The sequence below is a fragment of the Pseudoalteromonas sp. 2CM41L genome, from assembly GCF_023161905.1.
GTDB lineage: Bacteria > Pseudomonadota > Gammaproteobacteria > Enterobacterales > Alteromonadaceae > Pseudoalteromonas > Pseudoalteromonas atlantica.
This window is the reverse complement of the sequence record NZ_JALNTN010000007.1, coordinates 15,012-29,472: the sequence shown is the minus strand read 5'-3', so window position 1 is coordinate 29,472 and position 14,461 is coordinate 15,012. Positions and strand designations below refer to the sequence as shown.

The 14,461-nt window shown below is 40.7% G+C and carries 15 protein-coding genes; 10 read left to right on the top strand and 5 right to left on the bottom strand.

What is annotated here, in order from left to right:
- Positions 1-44 precede the first annotated feature (44 nt).
- On the bottom strand, positions 45-1,280 hold the full coding sequence (locus MTF64_RS10410) for a response regulator (protein ID WP_039972264.1): 1,236 nt from the start codon (positions 1,278-1,280) through the stop codon (positions 45-47).
- 87 nt (positions 1,281-1,367) lie between these two features.
- Positions 1,368-1,742 carry a DUF413 domain-containing protein gene (locus tag MTF64_RS10405; protein ID WP_004587983.1) on the bottom strand — a complete coding sequence of 125 codons (375 nt, stop codon included), beginning with the start codon at positions 1,740-1,742 and terminating at the stop codon, positions 1,368-1,370.
- A gap of 90 nt (positions 1,743-1,832) precedes the next feature.
- Between MTF64_RS10405 and MTF64_RS10400 the strand changes: the two genes are divergently transcribed.
- The 8 genes from MTF64_RS10400 (at position 1,833) to ung (ending at position 9,548) form a co-directional block, all read left to right on the top strand.
- Positions 1,833-2,702 (top strand): LysR family transcriptional regulator, encoded by an 870-nt coding sequence (locus MTF64_RS10400; RefSeq protein ID WP_004587984.1) that lies wholly within the window; start codon positions 1,833-1,835, stop codon positions 2,700-2,702.
- Between the two features lie 198 nt (positions 2,703-2,900).
- The gene (locus tag MTF64_RS10395; RefSeq protein WP_248451300.1) at positions 2,901-3,833 is read left to right on the top strand and encodes a porin; all 933 of its coding nucleotides are present in this window, start codon (positions 2,901-2,903) and stop codon (positions 3,831-3,833) included.
- Positions 3,834-4,131: 298 nt separating this feature from the next.
- The gene (locus tag MTF64_RS10390; RefSeq protein ID WP_055254856.1) at positions 4,132-4,941 is read left to right on the top strand and encodes an ABC transporter ATP-binding protein; all 810 of its coding nucleotides are present in this window, start codon (positions 4,132-4,134) and stop codon (positions 4,939-4,941) included.
- A gap of 4 nt (positions 4,942-4,945) precedes the next feature.
- On the top strand, positions 4,946-5,950 hold the full coding sequence (locus MTF64_RS10385) for an iron ABC transporter permease (protein WP_248451299.1): 1,005 nt from the start codon (positions 4,946-4,948) through the stop codon (positions 5,948-5,950).
- Positions 5,951-5,955: 5 nt separating this feature from the next.
- Entirely contained in the window at positions 5,956-7,446 is a 1,491-nt protein-coding gene (locus tag MTF64_RS10380; RefSeq protein WP_248451298.1) for a cobyric acid synthase, read from the top strand.
- Positions 7,430-8,029 (top strand): cob(I)yrinic acid a,c-diamide adenosyltransferase, encoded by a 600-nt coding sequence (gene cobO, locus MTF64_RS10375; protein WP_004587989.1) that lies wholly within the window; start codon positions 7,430-7,432, stop codon positions 8,027-8,029. Before MTF64_RS10380 ends, cobO begins: the two co-directional genes overlap by 17 nt.
- Complete coding sequence (locus tag MTF64_RS10370; RefSeq protein WP_248451296.1) at positions 8,029-8,889, top strand: cobalamin-binding protein; 861 nt, start codon at positions 8,029-8,031, stop codon at positions 8,887-8,889. Before cobO ends, MTF64_RS10370 begins: the two co-directional genes overlap by 1 nt.
- Complete coding sequence (gene ung / locus MTF64_RS10365; RefSeq protein ID WP_055254846.1) at positions 8,886-9,548, top strand: uracil-DNA glycosylase; 663 nt, start codon at positions 8,886-8,888, stop codon at positions 9,546-9,548. The genes MTF64_RS10370 and ung overlap by 4 nt, the downstream gene beginning before the upstream one ends.
- Positions 9,549-9,728: 180 nt before the next feature.
- Here the strand turns inward: ung and MTF64_RS10360 are convergent, their stop codons facing one another.
- Positions 9,729-9,917 carry a DUF3545 family protein gene (locus tag MTF64_RS10360; RefSeq protein ID WP_004587992.1) on the bottom strand — a complete coding sequence of 63 codons (189 nt, stop codon included), beginning with the start codon at positions 9,915-9,917 and terminating at the stop codon, positions 9,729-9,731.
- Between the two features lie 305 nt (positions 9,918-10,222).
- Positions 10,223-11,173 carry a transaldolase gene (tal, locus tag MTF64_RS10355; protein ID WP_004587993.1) on the bottom strand — a complete coding sequence of 317 codons (951 nt, stop codon included), beginning with the start codon at positions 11,171-11,173 and terminating at the stop codon, positions 10,223-10,225.
- A 254-nt stretch (positions 11,174-11,427) separates the two neighbouring features.
- Between tal and yaaA the strand changes: the two genes are divergently transcribed.
- Together yaaA and MTF64_RS10345 are read left to right on the top strand one after the other, a co-directional pair.
- Positions 11,428-12,207: a peroxide stress protein YaaA gene (gene yaaA / locus MTF64_RS10350; RefSeq protein WP_248451294.1), complete on the top strand. Its 780-nt coding sequence runs from the start codon at positions 11,428-11,430 to the stop codon at positions 12,205-12,207.
- 123 nt (positions 12,208-12,330) lie between these two features.
- Positions 12,331-13,287, top strand: a complete 957-nt coding sequence (locus MTF64_RS10345; protein ID WP_029774207.1) for a mechanosensitive ion channel family protein — start codon at positions 12,331-12,333, stop codon at positions 13,285-13,287.
- Between the two features lie 803 nt (positions 13,288-14,090).
- On the opposite strand, the gene MTF64_RS10340 is transcribed toward MTF64_RS10345, so the two are convergent.
- On the bottom strand, positions 14,091-14,411 hold the full coding sequence (locus MTF64_RS10340) for a BON domain-containing protein (protein ID WP_004587996.1): 321 nt from the start codon (positions 14,409-14,411) through the stop codon (positions 14,091-14,093).
- Positions 14,412-14,461 lie beyond the last annotated feature (50 nt).

The following is a 14,461-nucleotide window of genomic DNA, read 5'->3' as shown; positions in this document are numbered from 1 at the left end:
CGCAATAATAGTTTAAGCAAGTTGCTATAAAGCAGCGTTAAGGTTTAGCTTATTACTTTATTACGGCCGGTTTCTTTTGCATCATACAGCTTTAAATCGGCCTGTTTAAGTAACTCATCTATTTGGTAAATAGGGCCGCTTGCAAAACCAATAGAAATTGTAAATTTAATTTTTTCTTGGCTAAACTCTTGGCTATTAAGCTCTATAAATTGCCTAAATCCTTCAAGGCGTTTAAGCGCTTGCGCTGTGGTTGCATCAGTAAAGTAAACGGCAAATTCTTCACCGCCTAAGCGAGCGACTAGCTGCTTTTCAAAGTACTTTTTAAAACACACCGCCAACCCTTTGAGAACCTCATCGCCTGAATCGTGACCGTATGTATCGTTAATCGATTTAAAATGGTCTATATCAAGCATGGCGAGTGCACCATCTTGATTTGATTTTTTTAAATACTTGAGTGATTTGCTCGACTCTTCAAAAAAGTAGCGTCGATTAGGCAGATTCGTTAAGTAGTCAGTATTTGCTTGGCGCTTAATTGTTGCTATTTGCTCAAGCATGTCGACGTTTTGACTTAGTCGGCAGTAAAACTCTTCGCTGTTAAAGGGTTTATGGAGGTAGTCGTTGGCACCATTTTTTAAAAATAGGCTCGATAATGCTGACGAGTCAGCACCTGAAATACCGATAATGGCTTTTTCATCATTACTGTAAAGCCGGCGAATTTCGGCGCATAGCTCATCACCATTCATGTTTGGCATTTCGTTATCGGTAATAATAACAGACACGTCTTTTTGGCTTTCAAGTACCTCTAGCGCGTCTTTGCCGTCCTTTGCTTCGAGTATTTGATACTTATGGCGCTTTAGTAAACTACAAATGTATCTACGGGTAGAGGTTGAATCGTCGACGACCAACACTTTTACGTTCTCGTTACGTGGTAAACGGCTTAGTTGTTTTTCTAGGTATTGGTAAGCTTGTTTGTTTTCTTTGATTATGTAATCAATTATTGGGTATTTTTCTACCGTGTCGCGAGTTTGTTTATCTATATTGCCTGTCATTACTATGGTGGGGATGTCGGCATTAATAGTATACGGAATCGCCTCACCGGCAGGAGCATCGGGAAGGATAAAATCAACAACAGCGCAAAAGTAGCTATTGTGTTTTATTAGCTCTTTTGTTGCCGCTAAAGACTCGGCTATATCTACTTCGTAACCTGCTTTAAGCGCGATATGCTTTTGCACACGCGCTATAGTAGGCGTATCTTCAACTATGAGTATTTTTCGCGTCACGTAACAACCTTGTTTGATATTTTGCAAAAGTATTTGCTTATACAAGTTGTAACTGTTAAAACGCAAAAAAGCAAATATCTTAGAGGCTTATACGCTATCTGATTCGCTATAATCGTCTTGGCTTATTGGTACCGGCCCTGACATTTTTGAACGGCCAAAAAGTGTATGAAACTTGGTTTTACAGGTTGTTAGTTTTAAATATTTAACCCAGGCTTTTTCGATTGGGTTTGTAGGTTCTTTACTGCCACAAACTACGTCAACAAATTGCTCTTGTAGCGTATTTTGGGGTGCTAAAGTTTTATTATAAAGCCCTTTTAGTACAACGCCGTGTTGCTCTAATATGCTGGCTTCTAATAAGGTGAAGTTTCCGCTGCGGCTAAACCCGCGAGGAAAGTTTTGATCATCATAAAATTGACGTTGGCTAACAAACGCTTGGCGAAGTAGTGAAATATCGTTGCTCATAACTGTATCCTCATACCCTGTTTATTGCTGGAGTATGATGCAAGTTTGACAATTTATTAAACAAGTTATTTTTATCGTGAGGATAAAAAATTGGATATAGATTTATTAAAAACATTTGTAGAGGTTGTGCGCACGCGTCACTTTGGTAAAGCGGCTGAAAACCTGTATATCACTCAATCGGCAGTAAGCTTTCGAATTCGCCAATTAGAACAGGGGTTGGGTGTAAACTTGTTTATTCGCCAGCGTAACAATATTCAATTAACGGCGCCAGGAGAGCGATTGCTTCCGCACGCTAAAATGATCATCACCGGCATGCAGCGTGCCAAAGTCGATGTTGCACTTGCCGATAACATGCACAAGCAAATAAGTTTAGCGGGTACACCTAATATATGGGATGCGTTTTTACAATTTGGCATTACTAATATTGTGTCGGCTATGCCTGGGGTGTCGTTGGTCGCAGAGGTTAAAGCCCAACAAGAAAGCACGCGGTTATTATTAGAGCGTACGCTTGATTTGGCCATTTTATTTGACCCCCCTAAAGTAGACGAGCTTGTGGTTGAGCGAATTTGCGAGCTGCCAATTATTCCGGTTAGTGGCTATGACACGGCCACTAACGAGAACTTTTTTGATAACCAATATGTATACGTTGATTGGGGTACTACGTTTTCACTATGGCATGCGCGCCAATTTACCGGTAAAACGCCGCCTTATTTTAGAACCAGTACGGGACGTATTGCCCTTGATTTAATTCTTCAGTGTGGCGGCAGTGCGTTTATCCCCGAGGTACTTGTTGAGTCTCACCTAGAAAAGGGTGAGCTGTTTCATGTAAAAGATGTAGAACATACTTCGCGTGATATTTTTGTGGCCTACCACAGAGACAACGAACAAAAAGAGTTAATAGAAACCCTGATTAACTTATTACCTAAAATAAATGCTTATCAGCCTGTTGATGAACACTAAATACCGACTATTATTTTTAATGAGGTTGAATAGGTACAATTTTGTTTATTAAATATTCATGTCGTTTTGTTTTCAGAATTTAGACACTTTTATTAAAATAAAAAGACAAAAATGTTTCCTTTGTAATATATCTGTCATTTAACGGTGACAAACTGCAGCTGTTTTAAAAATTAGTCTTGTGATTATCGAGGAAATAACATGAATTTTGTAAAATCGAGCTTATGTGTTGCACTAGTAAGTGGTTTATCTTTTAGCGCGTTTGCAGACGTTGATGTATACGGTAAAGCGAATGTTACTGTGCAATCGTCTGATGATGGCGAAGGGTCTTTCACTGAAATTAAAAGTAATGCATCTCGCTTTGGCCTAAAAGGGTCTGAAAAGATTACTGATGGATTAGAAGCGGTTTATAAGTTTGAGTTTCAAGTTGATGTATCTGATGCTGACTCTAAAGGTGATAACGATGACAATATTTCTGCACGTAACCAGTATGTAGGTTTAAAAGGTGCATATGGTCAAGTTGTTGTGGGTCGTAACGATACAGCGCTTAAACAATCGCAAGGTAAGTTAGATTTATTTAATGACCTTGAAGGCGATATTAAAAATGTCTTTAAAGGTGAAAACCGCTTAGGTGATTCAATCACTTATACATCTAAAAGCTACGAAGGCTTTAAAGTACTTGCTACATTTATTGCCGAAGATGACGTAGATGCAGATAACGGCTATTCAATGGCGGTTACCTACGGTGACTCTGCACTTAAAAAGAGTGCGGTATACGCCTCGGTTGCAGCCGATAGCGAAGTAAATGGCTACGATGTAGTGCGTGCGTCAATTCAAGGTAAAGTAGAGACCTTTAAATTAGGCGCTATGTACCAAACTCAAGAAAAAGTAGACGGTAGCGCAGAAGCTGACGGCTATTTATTAAACGCAGCCTACAGCATGGGTAAAAACACGTTTAAAGTGCAATACCAAGCAATGGACTTTGATGACAGCGACGACAAAACGGCAGTTTCTGTAGGTGTTGATCATAAGTTTAATAAAAACATTAAAGTATTTGGTTTTTACTCAAGCTTCGATATGGACAACAATGTTGACCAAGACCACGTTGGCCTAGGTATGGAATACAAGTTTTAAGCGTTGCTTAAACACTCCCTTTATTAACCGCGCTCTAATGAGCGCGGTTTTTTTTGCTTTAAATTATTTACTTACCCGCCCATAATAGACCCTCATTTGGAATGGGGTGAAATTCCTCAACTATTCCCGTAACTGTAATTAGCACCACGCTTTAAGTCAGATACAAATGAGACATATCAATCAGCATGAGAAGTTCTAGATTGGTATACTTTTTTAACGAGCGGGTAAACTCATTTTTATTGATGCACTAGTCTTTTAGCTGTGTGTTAGTGAGTGCACGCTTTCCAAGGACTCACTTTTGCAAACTACATTAGCGCCAAATACACCCTTATTAAACGTTCAAAATGTGTCGTGGGAAGTTGATGAACACGCCATTTTAAACAATATTAATTTACACATAGCTAAGGGGAAGTTTATTGGGTTAATTGGCCCAAATGGGGCGGGTAAGTCGAGCTTACTGCGCTGTTTGTATCGCTTTAATAAACCCACCGCTGGTAACGTTACCTTTAATCAGCAGGATATTTGGCAGCTTAAAAGTGAAGACTACGCAAAATATGTTGCTGTAGTTCTACAAGAAACGCCTGCGCAATTTAACCTAACATTATTTGATGTGGTTGCCCTTGGGCTTACACCTCATAAGTCATTATTTAGCGCCACCACCCACAGCGACAAACAAAAAATTACACAGGCAATAAAAACCGTAGGGCTTGAGCAACAGTGTAAGCAAAATTTTGAATCGCTTTCGGGGGGCGAAAAGCAACGTGCATTAATTGCCCGCGCTATAGTGCAGCAACCGCAATTACTCATTATGGATGAGCCAACCAGCCATTTAGATGTTAAATACCAAATACAAGTGATGGAACTGGCAAAATCGCTAGGGGTCACTGTGTTTGCCTCATTTCATGATTTAAATTTAGCAGCCGCTATGTGCGATGAGCTGGTGGTTATTAATAAAGGTAAAATAACACATACAGGTTCGCCTGCGCAGGTACTTAGTGAGGACATGCTAGCGGATGTTTTTGGGGTATGTGCGCGCGTAACTAGCCACCCTCAGCGCACAGAAAATGGCCAAACTATTCCTCATATTACTTACTTTTATGGCTATTAATTAAATGGATATAACAAAAATAAACCAGTGGACAATATTTATAGCAGCCGTGTTAATTGCACTGGTTAGCCTTTTTAGCGCACTGAGTTTTGGCGCCGCAGATACGCCGTTAAGTGATGTGCTCACAGGGGTTTTATCAGCAGGGGAGGGCTCGTTTAACGCGCGTATTATTTATGAGCTTAGGTTACCTCGTACCTTACTTGCCTTTATGGCAGGGGCAGGTTTGGCTATTGCAGGGCTTATTTTACAAACGGTTACCCGTAACCCGCTCGCTGATCCGTATTTATTTGGCATATCGTCAGGCGCGTCGTTTGGGGTCGTACTGCTTATGGCTGTTGCGGGTATTAGTGCAGGGTTTATGTTATCGGCTGCTGCCTTATTGGGGAGCTTTTTAGCAATGGGCTTATTGATACTTATTGCTGGGCGGCAAAAAAGGTCGCAAGTAGAGTCAATGTTGCTAGCGGGGGTGGCACTGTCGTTTTTATTTAGCGCATTTACAAGTTTATTGCTGTATTGGAGTGACCCGCAAGCAGTGGCTGGTATTTTATTTTGGACGTTAGGCAGCTTTGCCCGCGCACAATGGGCCACGTTATGGTTGCCATGCGTGGTTATAGTGGTGTGTATTAGCTTTATGCTGAGCTTTAAAAGGCAGTTAAATGCGCTGCTTCTTGGCGATGAAAGCGCGATAACGCTTGGGGTCCGTGTGCACCGTTTTAGAATTTTAATGTTGGTATTGAGCTCGTTAATAACGGCCGTGCTGGTGGCCCTATGTGGCGGTATTGGTTTTGTAGGTTTAATGGTGCCGCACATAGTGCGCTTTTTTATATCTCAGGGCAGTACTGCTGGCTTACTAATTACTAGCTTAGTGGGCGGCACGTTTATGGTGTGGGTCGATGTGCTTTCGCGCTCATTACTTAAAAACCAAGAGCTCCCTGTAGGGGTAATTACAGCAGCTATGGGTAGCGTATTCTTTTTAAGCTTACTCTTTTTTAGAAAAGCAAAGGCATAGTGCTGATGAAAGCCTTAATGATTCAAGGCACTACGTCAGATGCCGGAAAAAGCACCTTAGTCGCTGCGCTTTGCAGAGTGTTTGTAAAGCGAGGTATAAAGGTCGCGCCTTTTAAACCGCAAAATATGGCGCTTAATAGCGCGGTTACAAAAGAGGGGGGCGAAATAGGCCGTGCGCAAGCTTTGCAAGCCATAGCCGCTAAAGTAGAGCCTCAAAACGACTTTAACCCCATATTGCTCAAACCAAATAGTGATACTGGGGCACAAGTCATTGTACATGGAAAAGCCATTAGTAATATGGAGGCAGGGGCGTATCATAACTATAAACAGGTTGCGATGGATGCAGTGCTTGCCTCGCATAAACGCCTAGCAAAGCAGTTCGATTTATTATTGGTTGAGGGCGCAGGCAGCCCCGCAGAAATAAACCTACGCGAGAACGACATTGCCAATATGGGTTACGCAGAAGCGGTAGATTGTCCTGTCATTATTATTGCCGATATAGACAAAGGCGGTGTGTTTGCGCATTTAGTGGGCACACTTGCCTTACTAAGCGAATCCGAGCAAGCGCGCGTAAAAGGCTTTGTTATAAACCGCTTTAGAGGCGATATAAGCTTGCTACAAAGTGGGCTAGATTGGCTTGAGCGCTACACAAAAAAACCAGTGCTTGGAGTGCTGCCTTATTTGCATGATTTAGCACTTGATGCCGAAGATGCTGTAGCAATAGATAACACGGTGACGACTGCCACCATTAATATAGCCGTACTTTTATTGCCGCATATTAGTAACCATACCGATTTTGATGCATTGCGGCTGCACCCAAATATTAATATAAATTATGTACGCCACACACGCGCGATCCCACCGGTTGATCTGATTATTATTCCTGGCAGTAAAAACGTGCTGGGTGATTTAAGTTTTGTAAAAAATGAAGGCTGGGATACGCAAATAAAGCGGCACTTACGCTATGGTGGCAAAGTACTTGGTATCTGTGGTGGTATGCAAATGTTGGGGTATACCATAAATGATCCCAGCGGAGTCGAGTCGTCATTAAAGCAAGTAACGGGGCTTGCCCTATGCGATTTTGAAACCACACTTAGCACCCAAAAAGTACTCACTAAAGTAACGGCGGCTATGCAGTTAAATGATTTGCAAACACCGTGTAGCGGCTACGAAATTCATGCCGGCATTAGTGAAGGCGCAGCACTTAATAAGCCATTTTTAACGTTTAACGCGCACCCTCATGGATTTGAAAACGATGGCTTTATTAGTGACGACAATGCCATTGCTGGTACTTATTTACACGGCTTGTTTGATGAACCCGCTGCCACACTGCAAATTTTAAAGTGGGTAAAAAGCGATGCAACCATACAACCTGTGAGTATTGTAGCGCACCGCGAGCAACAACTTGAGCGCTTAGCCACTATGTGCGAGGCGCATTTGAACATACAACACATTATATCGATTTATGAAGGAGATAATAATGACGGATACAAATAACGATAAGCACCAGCAGCGCCAACAAAAAGTAAAAGAGCAGGTAGATGCACGCGTGGCTGCTGCGCAAGATGTTAAAGGGATATTTCAGGTAATTACGGGTAATGGTAAAGGTAAATCTACCTCAGGCTTTGGTGTGGTTGCTCGCTGCGTAGGGCATGGTAAAAAAGCCGCTGTTTGTCAGTTCATTAAAGGCACATGGGAGTGTGGAGAGCGTAACTTATTACAAGGCGCAGGGGTTGAATTTGCCGTTATGAATACCGGTTTTACATGGGATACGCAAAACAAAGAAGCCGACACCGCAGCCGCGCAAGCAACGTGGCAAGAGTCAAAGCGTATGCTTGCTGATAGCAGTATTGATTTAGTATTACTAGATGAGCTTACCTACATGGTGACTTACGGTTATATTGATTTAGATGAGGTAGTAAACGCGCTAAATAATCGCCCTCCCATGCAATCGGTTATTATTACAGGTCGCGCAGCGCACCGCACATTAACAGACCTTGCCGATACAGTAAGCGAAGTGCGCAATGTTAAACACGCCTTCGACTCGGGTATAAAAGCACTAGAAGGGTTTGATTACTAATGTATAAAGCGTTTTTTACTGCACTGCTGTTATTGTGTTCTGGGGGCAGTGCCGTGGCCAGTGATACAGCTGCGCCAGATAAACTGCGCGTTGTAGCACTTGCACCGCATATAGTAGAAAACCTATTTGCTATAGGTGCGGGGAGCAATATTGTTGGCACTGTTGATTACGCTGACTACCCAAATGAAGCTAAAAATATTGAGCGCATTGGTGGTTACTATGGTATTTCTCTTGAAAAATTATTAGCGCTAAAACCCGATTTAGTGATTGGTTGGAAAAGCGGTAATCAAAGTGAAGATTTAGAACAAATTAAACGCCTTGGTATAAAAATACATTTAAGTGATCCCAAAAAAATAGAAGAAGTTGCAAACGAGCTGATTGCTTTTGGAAAATTTACAGGGCGTATTGAGCAAAGCAAGCAAGTAGCAAACGCATTTATTACTAAGCTCAAAAAAATTAAAAAGCAGCAGCAAAGCAAAAAAATATTAACTGGTTTTTATCAATTATGGCCAGAGCCAATGATGACGGTAAGTGAAAATACATGGATAAACCAGCTTATAGAAACATGTCATGTAAGCAATGTATTTGCACACAGCCCAACCGACTACCCACAAATAAGTATTGAAAACGTGGTGATTAAAAAACCACAGATTATTATTGTTCCTGATGAACAAGCCGATAAGCCACAACCTAAAATTAATTGGCAAAAATGGCCAGAAGTCCCCGCTGTAAAACAGAACCAATTTATACGTGTAAATGCCGATTTATTACATCGTTTTACGCCGCGCATGCTAGATGGACTGGCAAATATGTGTGATAAAATAGACGCATCACGCAAACAAATTAAGAGTATACAATGAGCGATTGGCCAGCCTTTTTAGAATATGAATTACAGCAACCTTATATGCAGCAAACATTAGATTATGTAGCAAAACGCCGTGTCGAAGGTGTTGCTGTGTACCCACCCAAAGAGCAAGTATTTAGTGCCTTTGAAGCGACAGCCCTTAACAATATTCGCGTGGTTATTTTAGGCCAAGACCCATACCACGGAGAAGGCCAAGCCCATGGCTTATGTTTTTCTGTGTTGCCAGAGGTTAAAAAGTTACCGCCGTCGTTAAAAAATATGTACAAAGAATTGGCAACGGATATTCCCGGTTTTGAAATACCAGACCATGGCTACTTACAAAGCTGGGCAGAGCAGGGCGTGTTTTTACTCAATACAGTACTCACGGTTGAGCAAGGCCAAGCGCACTCGCATAAGCATTTAGGGTGGGAGCAATTTACCGATAACGTGATAGCTCATATAAATGCACACTGCAAAGGGGTAGTGTTTATTTTATGGGGCGCTCATGCGCAAAAAAAAGGTAAAAATATTAACAGCGCTCGCCATCATATTTTAAAAGGTCCGCACCCATCGCCGCTTTCTGCGCATCGTGGTTTTTTTGGCTGTAAGCACTTTTCACAAACAAATGAATTATTACAAGCCCAAGGCGATACGCCCATTAACTGGCAGGTTTAATTGATATATTAAAAAAGGCTTTCGTATCATGAAAGCCTTTTGCTTAGTTATTGAGTACTAATGCCTATGCGCAATAATTATCAATTACTTTGAAGGGGTAAAACCTGGCGTTAGCTTTACTATCGATACGGTTTTCCTGCCGCAAAATAAATTGCCTAATTGAGCGCAATGAGTTTGAAATTAAAAATCTAGCTCATCAATTTCAATGCTGTCTGTAAAAAAGTCTAACTCCTGTAGTTCTTTACGTAACCGTTGTTTGTCTTTTATGGCCTCAATCTCGCGCCACTTTCTTTTTTTATTCTTTTGAGAGGTTTTTCTTGTTGTATCAGGACCTTCTAATATCTCTAATATATCGTTTAGGCTATCCATGACTATCTCCTATTGATTTTAGTGAACCTCGAGAATACCTATACCACAGGCCTAGCTAAAATAGAATAAAAAAGTGACGAATTTGTTACAGGTATGTGATGCGTTGATGAAGTTTAATACTAACTAGCTTTATTGAGCGCGCTATTTTTAGATAGAAAAAATAAATAAAAAAACACTAAAAGTGAGCTATTTAGCTGTGTAGGCAATGGTACATGTTGTGGCAGGTTAGTATAAAGCGGTGCGGATTATATTAAGGGCATAAAAAAACGCCGCAGGTGCGGCGTTTAATACATAACTAGCGCGTATTACATTGCTTTAAAACGTGCTTCTAGCTGCTCTTGTGCATCTGCGAATGAGCGGATACCTTCAGCTAGTTTTTCAGTGGCCATTGCATCTTGGTTATGTAACCAACGGAACTGCGACTCAGTAAGTGGAGCAGGCTTTGGCTCTTTAGGAATATCACTTTGTAGTAAGTATTCTTCTGCGCCTTCTAAATTGCCTAAGTCTTCTAGTAGGTTAGGGCTAATCGTTAGCTTGTCACAACCTGTAAGCGCAATAATTTCGCCGGTGTTACGGAAGCTTGCGCCCATAACAACGGTTTTGTAATCGTGGCGTTTATAAAACTCAAAAATGCTACGTACAGATTGAACACCTGGATCTTGTAGCGGATCGGTTGGTTTTTCCATACCATTTGCTACGTGCCAATCTAAAATACGGCCAACAAATGGCGAGATTAAAAATACATTTGCATCGGCACATGCACGCGCTTGAGCATCGCTAAATAATAAAGTTAGGTTACATTTAGTCCCTTCTTTTTCTAGCTGTTCGGCCGCTTTAATGCCTTCCCATGTAGACGCAACTTTGATTAAAATTTTGTCTTTGCTTACACCTTCTTTTTCATAAAGGCTAAGCAGGGTATGTGCTTTATCAATAGTTGCTTGGGTGTCGAATGATAAACGAGCATCTACTTCAGTAGAAATATAACCAGGTACAATTTCGCTAATTTCTTTACCAAGTAATACGGCAAAGTAGTCACATGCAAGTTCAAGCTGTTTAGCTGCATCTTGCTCTGTTTCTTTTGCATAGCTCCAAGCTTTATCTAAATAAGGCTTGTAAGCTTCAATCTCGCTCGCTTTTAATAAAAGCGACGGGTTTGTGGTTGCATCTTCAGGTTGATGCTTTTTGATCGCTTCAATATCGCCAGTGTCGGCTACGATAGATGAATGTTGTTTTAGCCTTTGTAGAGCGCTAGTCATTTGCCTTCCTCATTCCAAGCAAGTTAAAAGAAAATCTAAACTACCTTAATATAAGTATTCAATACTGCAACAGTGTGACAATGCTTGATAGGTCTTATGTCCTTATCAATAGAAAAACGACGATGCATGATTTATTAAGGTAGGATTTAGGCCATTGCGATTAATTTTCAATGGTATTTTATAAACAAAACGTGCTTTTCGTCTCATTTAATGTTGAAATTGACATTAAATAAATTACAAGTCAATAGCTAACTATGATCACTGTTATTTCACCAGCAAAAAATCTTGATTACGAAACGCCACCCGCAACAGATAAGTTCACTCAACCTGAATTACTAGAGCACAGCGAAGAGCTCATGAAAGTATGCCGTGAACTAACTCCAGCGCAAATTGGCAGCCTAATGAAAATTAGCGATAAGCTTGCAGGGCTTAACGCTGCGCGCTTTAGCGAATGGTCGCAACCATTTACACAAAGTAATGCTAAACAAGCGGTACTAGCCTTTAACGGCGATGTGTACGGTGGTTTAGATGCCGCAACACTCACTGCCGCTAACCTCGATTATGCGCAAAGCCATTTACGAATACTTTCGGGTTTATACGGCTTGCTAAAACCGCTTGATTTAATGCAAGCCTACCGCCTAGAAATGGGCACTAAGCTTGATAACCCTCGCGGGAAAAATTTGTATGAATTTTGGGGTAGCATTATTGCTAATAAATTAAACGAGGAATTAAAAGCGCAAGACGCACAATACCTGGTTAATCTTGCTTCAAACGAGTACTTTAAAGCAGTAGATAAAAAAGCACTCAATGCGCAAATTATTACCCCGCATTTTAAAGACTGCAAAAATGGTCAATATAAGGTAATTAGCTTTTACGCTAAAAAAGCGCGCGGCATGATGGCCCGTTACATTATAGAAAACCAGATAACACAGCTTAGCCAATTAAAAGAGTTTACTGTGGCGGGTTATTACTTTAGCCCTGAAGCAACAGCAAAAGAGCTTGAGCCAGTATTTATGCGCGACGAGCAAAACTAAGCGTTTATACTCAGCAAACAATGAGTTAAAAAGCCATGCATTGCATGGCTTTTTTTATGCTGGCGCTAAACTTGCTAACTTCACCTACTATTAATGAGATAAAAAATAGATAGGTGTAAAAATATGATCAGCATACCTTCAGTAGCCGAAGCCGAAAAACTCATCGAAGAAAAACTCGGAGGGTGGTTTGATGTAGTAATAAGCCACATCCCAAACTTTATTGTGGCAGTGGTAATAGCCATTGTATTTTCAATAATAGCGCGCTTTGCCGGCCAGCTAATGAAAAACCTATTAAGGCGCTCACTCGACTCTAAGCAAATTGCTGATTTGATGGCGTCTATTTTCAAGGTCATTGTGTTATGTGTGGGCCTATTTATCGCTTTAGATTTTATGGGGTTAAAAGGCACAGTCACATCGTTACTAGCGGGTGCGGGTATTGTGGGTTTAGCCATAGGCTTTGCTTTTCAAGACATGACCGAGAATTTAATTGCCGGTATTGCTATGGGAATACGCAAGCCATTTAAAGCGGGTGATGTAATTGAAACCGACGACGTATTTGGCTCGGTACATTCTATAAACCTGCGTAACACGCTAATAGAGAGCTTTTACGGGCAGTTAATACTGGTACCTAACAAGGTATTATTTAGAAATGTGTTAAAAAACTACACCACGTTAGGCGTTAGGCGCATAGAGGTACCTGTGGGTATTTCATACGGCGACGACATTGAAAAAGCCAAAGAAGTTATCGTTGATAAAATTAACGAGTTTGACTTTGTAATACGTAAAGATGAAACCGCTGTGTACGCAGAAGGTTTTGGCGACAGTAGTATTAATTTACTGGTGTGGTTTTGGATAAAATACCCAGGCGAGCCAGACTTTATGACAGTACGCCATAAAGGCGTAGTTGCTGTTAAACAAGCGCTTGATGCTGCAGATATAAGTATTCCATTCCCAATACGTACGTTAGATTTTGGCATTAAAGGCGGTGAAAAGCTCGATGCCATGATAAGCGATAAAATAAACCAACAGTCACCCAAACAACAAGGCGGGAGTAATACGGGTTCAAACCAAAGCGAATGAGCGACTAATACTGCTTTAAACTAGCCCAGTAATAGTTACCCACTAGCAGCGCATTTTTACATAAAAAGTGCGCTGCTAGTAATTTCAAAGCGCTAAGTCGGGTTAAATTTAACTATACTTTTAATCAATTTATTTTAAGTTAATACTTATTTGCTTTTCGCTGCCATCGAGTTTTTTTGATTAGTAGTAAAAGCGTTTCACCACTGTTTTTTGTCATCGATTTTTTTGTAACCTCAGCAGAGCAGGCTGGAATAGTGCAGCTATCTAACTCTATTACCTTGTCGCCTACTTTTAATCCTGCCAAATCAGCAAAGACTTTTATAATATCTATTTCACTATTTTCTGGGCTAAAAAGCCGGATACAGACACATCTGCAGCAAAGCCAAATATAGCTTCCTCTGCATGGCCAATAAGAGGGATTAGCAGTAGTTAATAAACCATTTCATGTATTAGCTTCCTTGTGTAAGTTATGGGGCATTTGCATGCATTAAGTCATATATTATCTGTTATTTATGGTGTGGTTAATTAGTGAGTAGTAATAGGTTGCCAACGGTATTAAAAATGCGCTGATCATATGAACTTTACAGCCTTGTTATAGCATTCATTTTCAAAGCTTTAGTAAGTCACTAATTTAAAAGAGTGGGAAAGGACGGCTAAGTGTTTGCTCTATTTTTTAATAGGGGAGCTAAAGCTAGAAGTTTAGATACTAAAGTGTGCTGTTAAGCATAAAAAAGCGCGGCTTGTGTTGGAGAAACAAGCCACGCAGAGGAATAAGTTATATAAACAAAAATTGTAATGCGGTATCAGATAACACTAATTTTATTACGGATAATTTTAACGCCATCCATATTTTCTAAAAACTTTTGCGCAAGTGCACGCTGAAAACCTGTTTGCGCTTCACCGTATAGGTCAACTTCACCGTCTTCAACCTGCACGCGAATATCGCTTAATGCTAAGTTTGGGTTAGTACGTAACGTATTGGTGATTGTTTGTTGTAAGTTAGGTTGAGTAGCCACACTGCTTACTACGGCTAAGTTAGTTGCTGCACTTACTTTTGTAGCGCAAGCTAATAAAAATAAACAACAAAATGATACTAAAGCGATAGTTAACTTAAAGCGGTTCATAACTTCATCCTTACATTACGGTTAATCGTGCAGCTATTCTTAGCTGAGTT

Excerpts from the sequence above, each read along its gene's own strand:
- cobO (WP_004587989.1), top strand. The coding sequence starts at position 7,430 with ATGACGGATACAAATAACGATAAGCACCAGCAGCGCCAACAAAAAGTA.
- MTF64_RS10345 (WP_029774207.1), top strand. The coding sequence starts at position 12,331 with ATGATCAGCATACCTTCAGTAGCCGAAGCCGAAAAACTCATCGAAGAA.
- MTF64_RS10405 (WP_004587983.1), bottom strand. The coding sequence starts at position 1,742 with ATGAGCAACGATATTTCACTACTTCGCCAAGCGTTTGTTAGCCAACGT.
- MTF64_RS10380 (WP_248451298.1), top strand. The coding sequence starts at position 5,956 with ATGAAAGCCTTAATGATTCAAGGCACTACGTCAGATGCCGGAAAAAGC.
- MTF64_RS10395 (WP_248451300.1), top strand. The coding sequence starts at position 2,901 with ATGAATTTTGTAAAATCGAGCTTATGTGTTGCACTAGTAAGTGGTTTA.
- tal (WP_004587993.1), bottom strand. The coding sequence starts at position 11,173 with ATGACTAGCGCTCTACAAAGGCTAAAACAACATTCATCTATCGTAGCC.
- MTF64_RS10385 (WP_248451299.1), top strand. The coding sequence starts at position 4,946 with ATGGATATAACAAAAATAAACCAGTGGACAATATTTATAGCAGCCGTG.
- MTF64_RS10370 (WP_248451296.1), top strand. The coding sequence starts at position 8,029 with ATGTATAAAGCGTTTTTTACTGCACTGCTGTTATTGTGTTCTGGGGGC.
- ung (WP_055254846.1), top strand. The coding sequence starts at position 8,886 with ATGAGCGATTGGCCAGCCTTTTTAGAATATGAATTACAGCAACCTTAT.
- MTF64_RS10360 (WP_004587992.1), bottom strand. The coding sequence starts at position 9,917 with ATGGATAGCCTAAACGATATATTAGAGATATTAGAAGGTCCTGATACA.
- yaaA (WP_248451294.1), top strand. The coding sequence starts at position 11,428 with ATGATCACTGTTATTTCACCAGCAAAAAATCTTGATTACGAAACGCCA.
- MTF64_RS10340 (WP_004587996.1), bottom strand. The coding sequence starts at position 14,411 with ATGAACCGCTTTAAGTTAACTATCGCTTTAGTATCATTTTGTTGTTTA.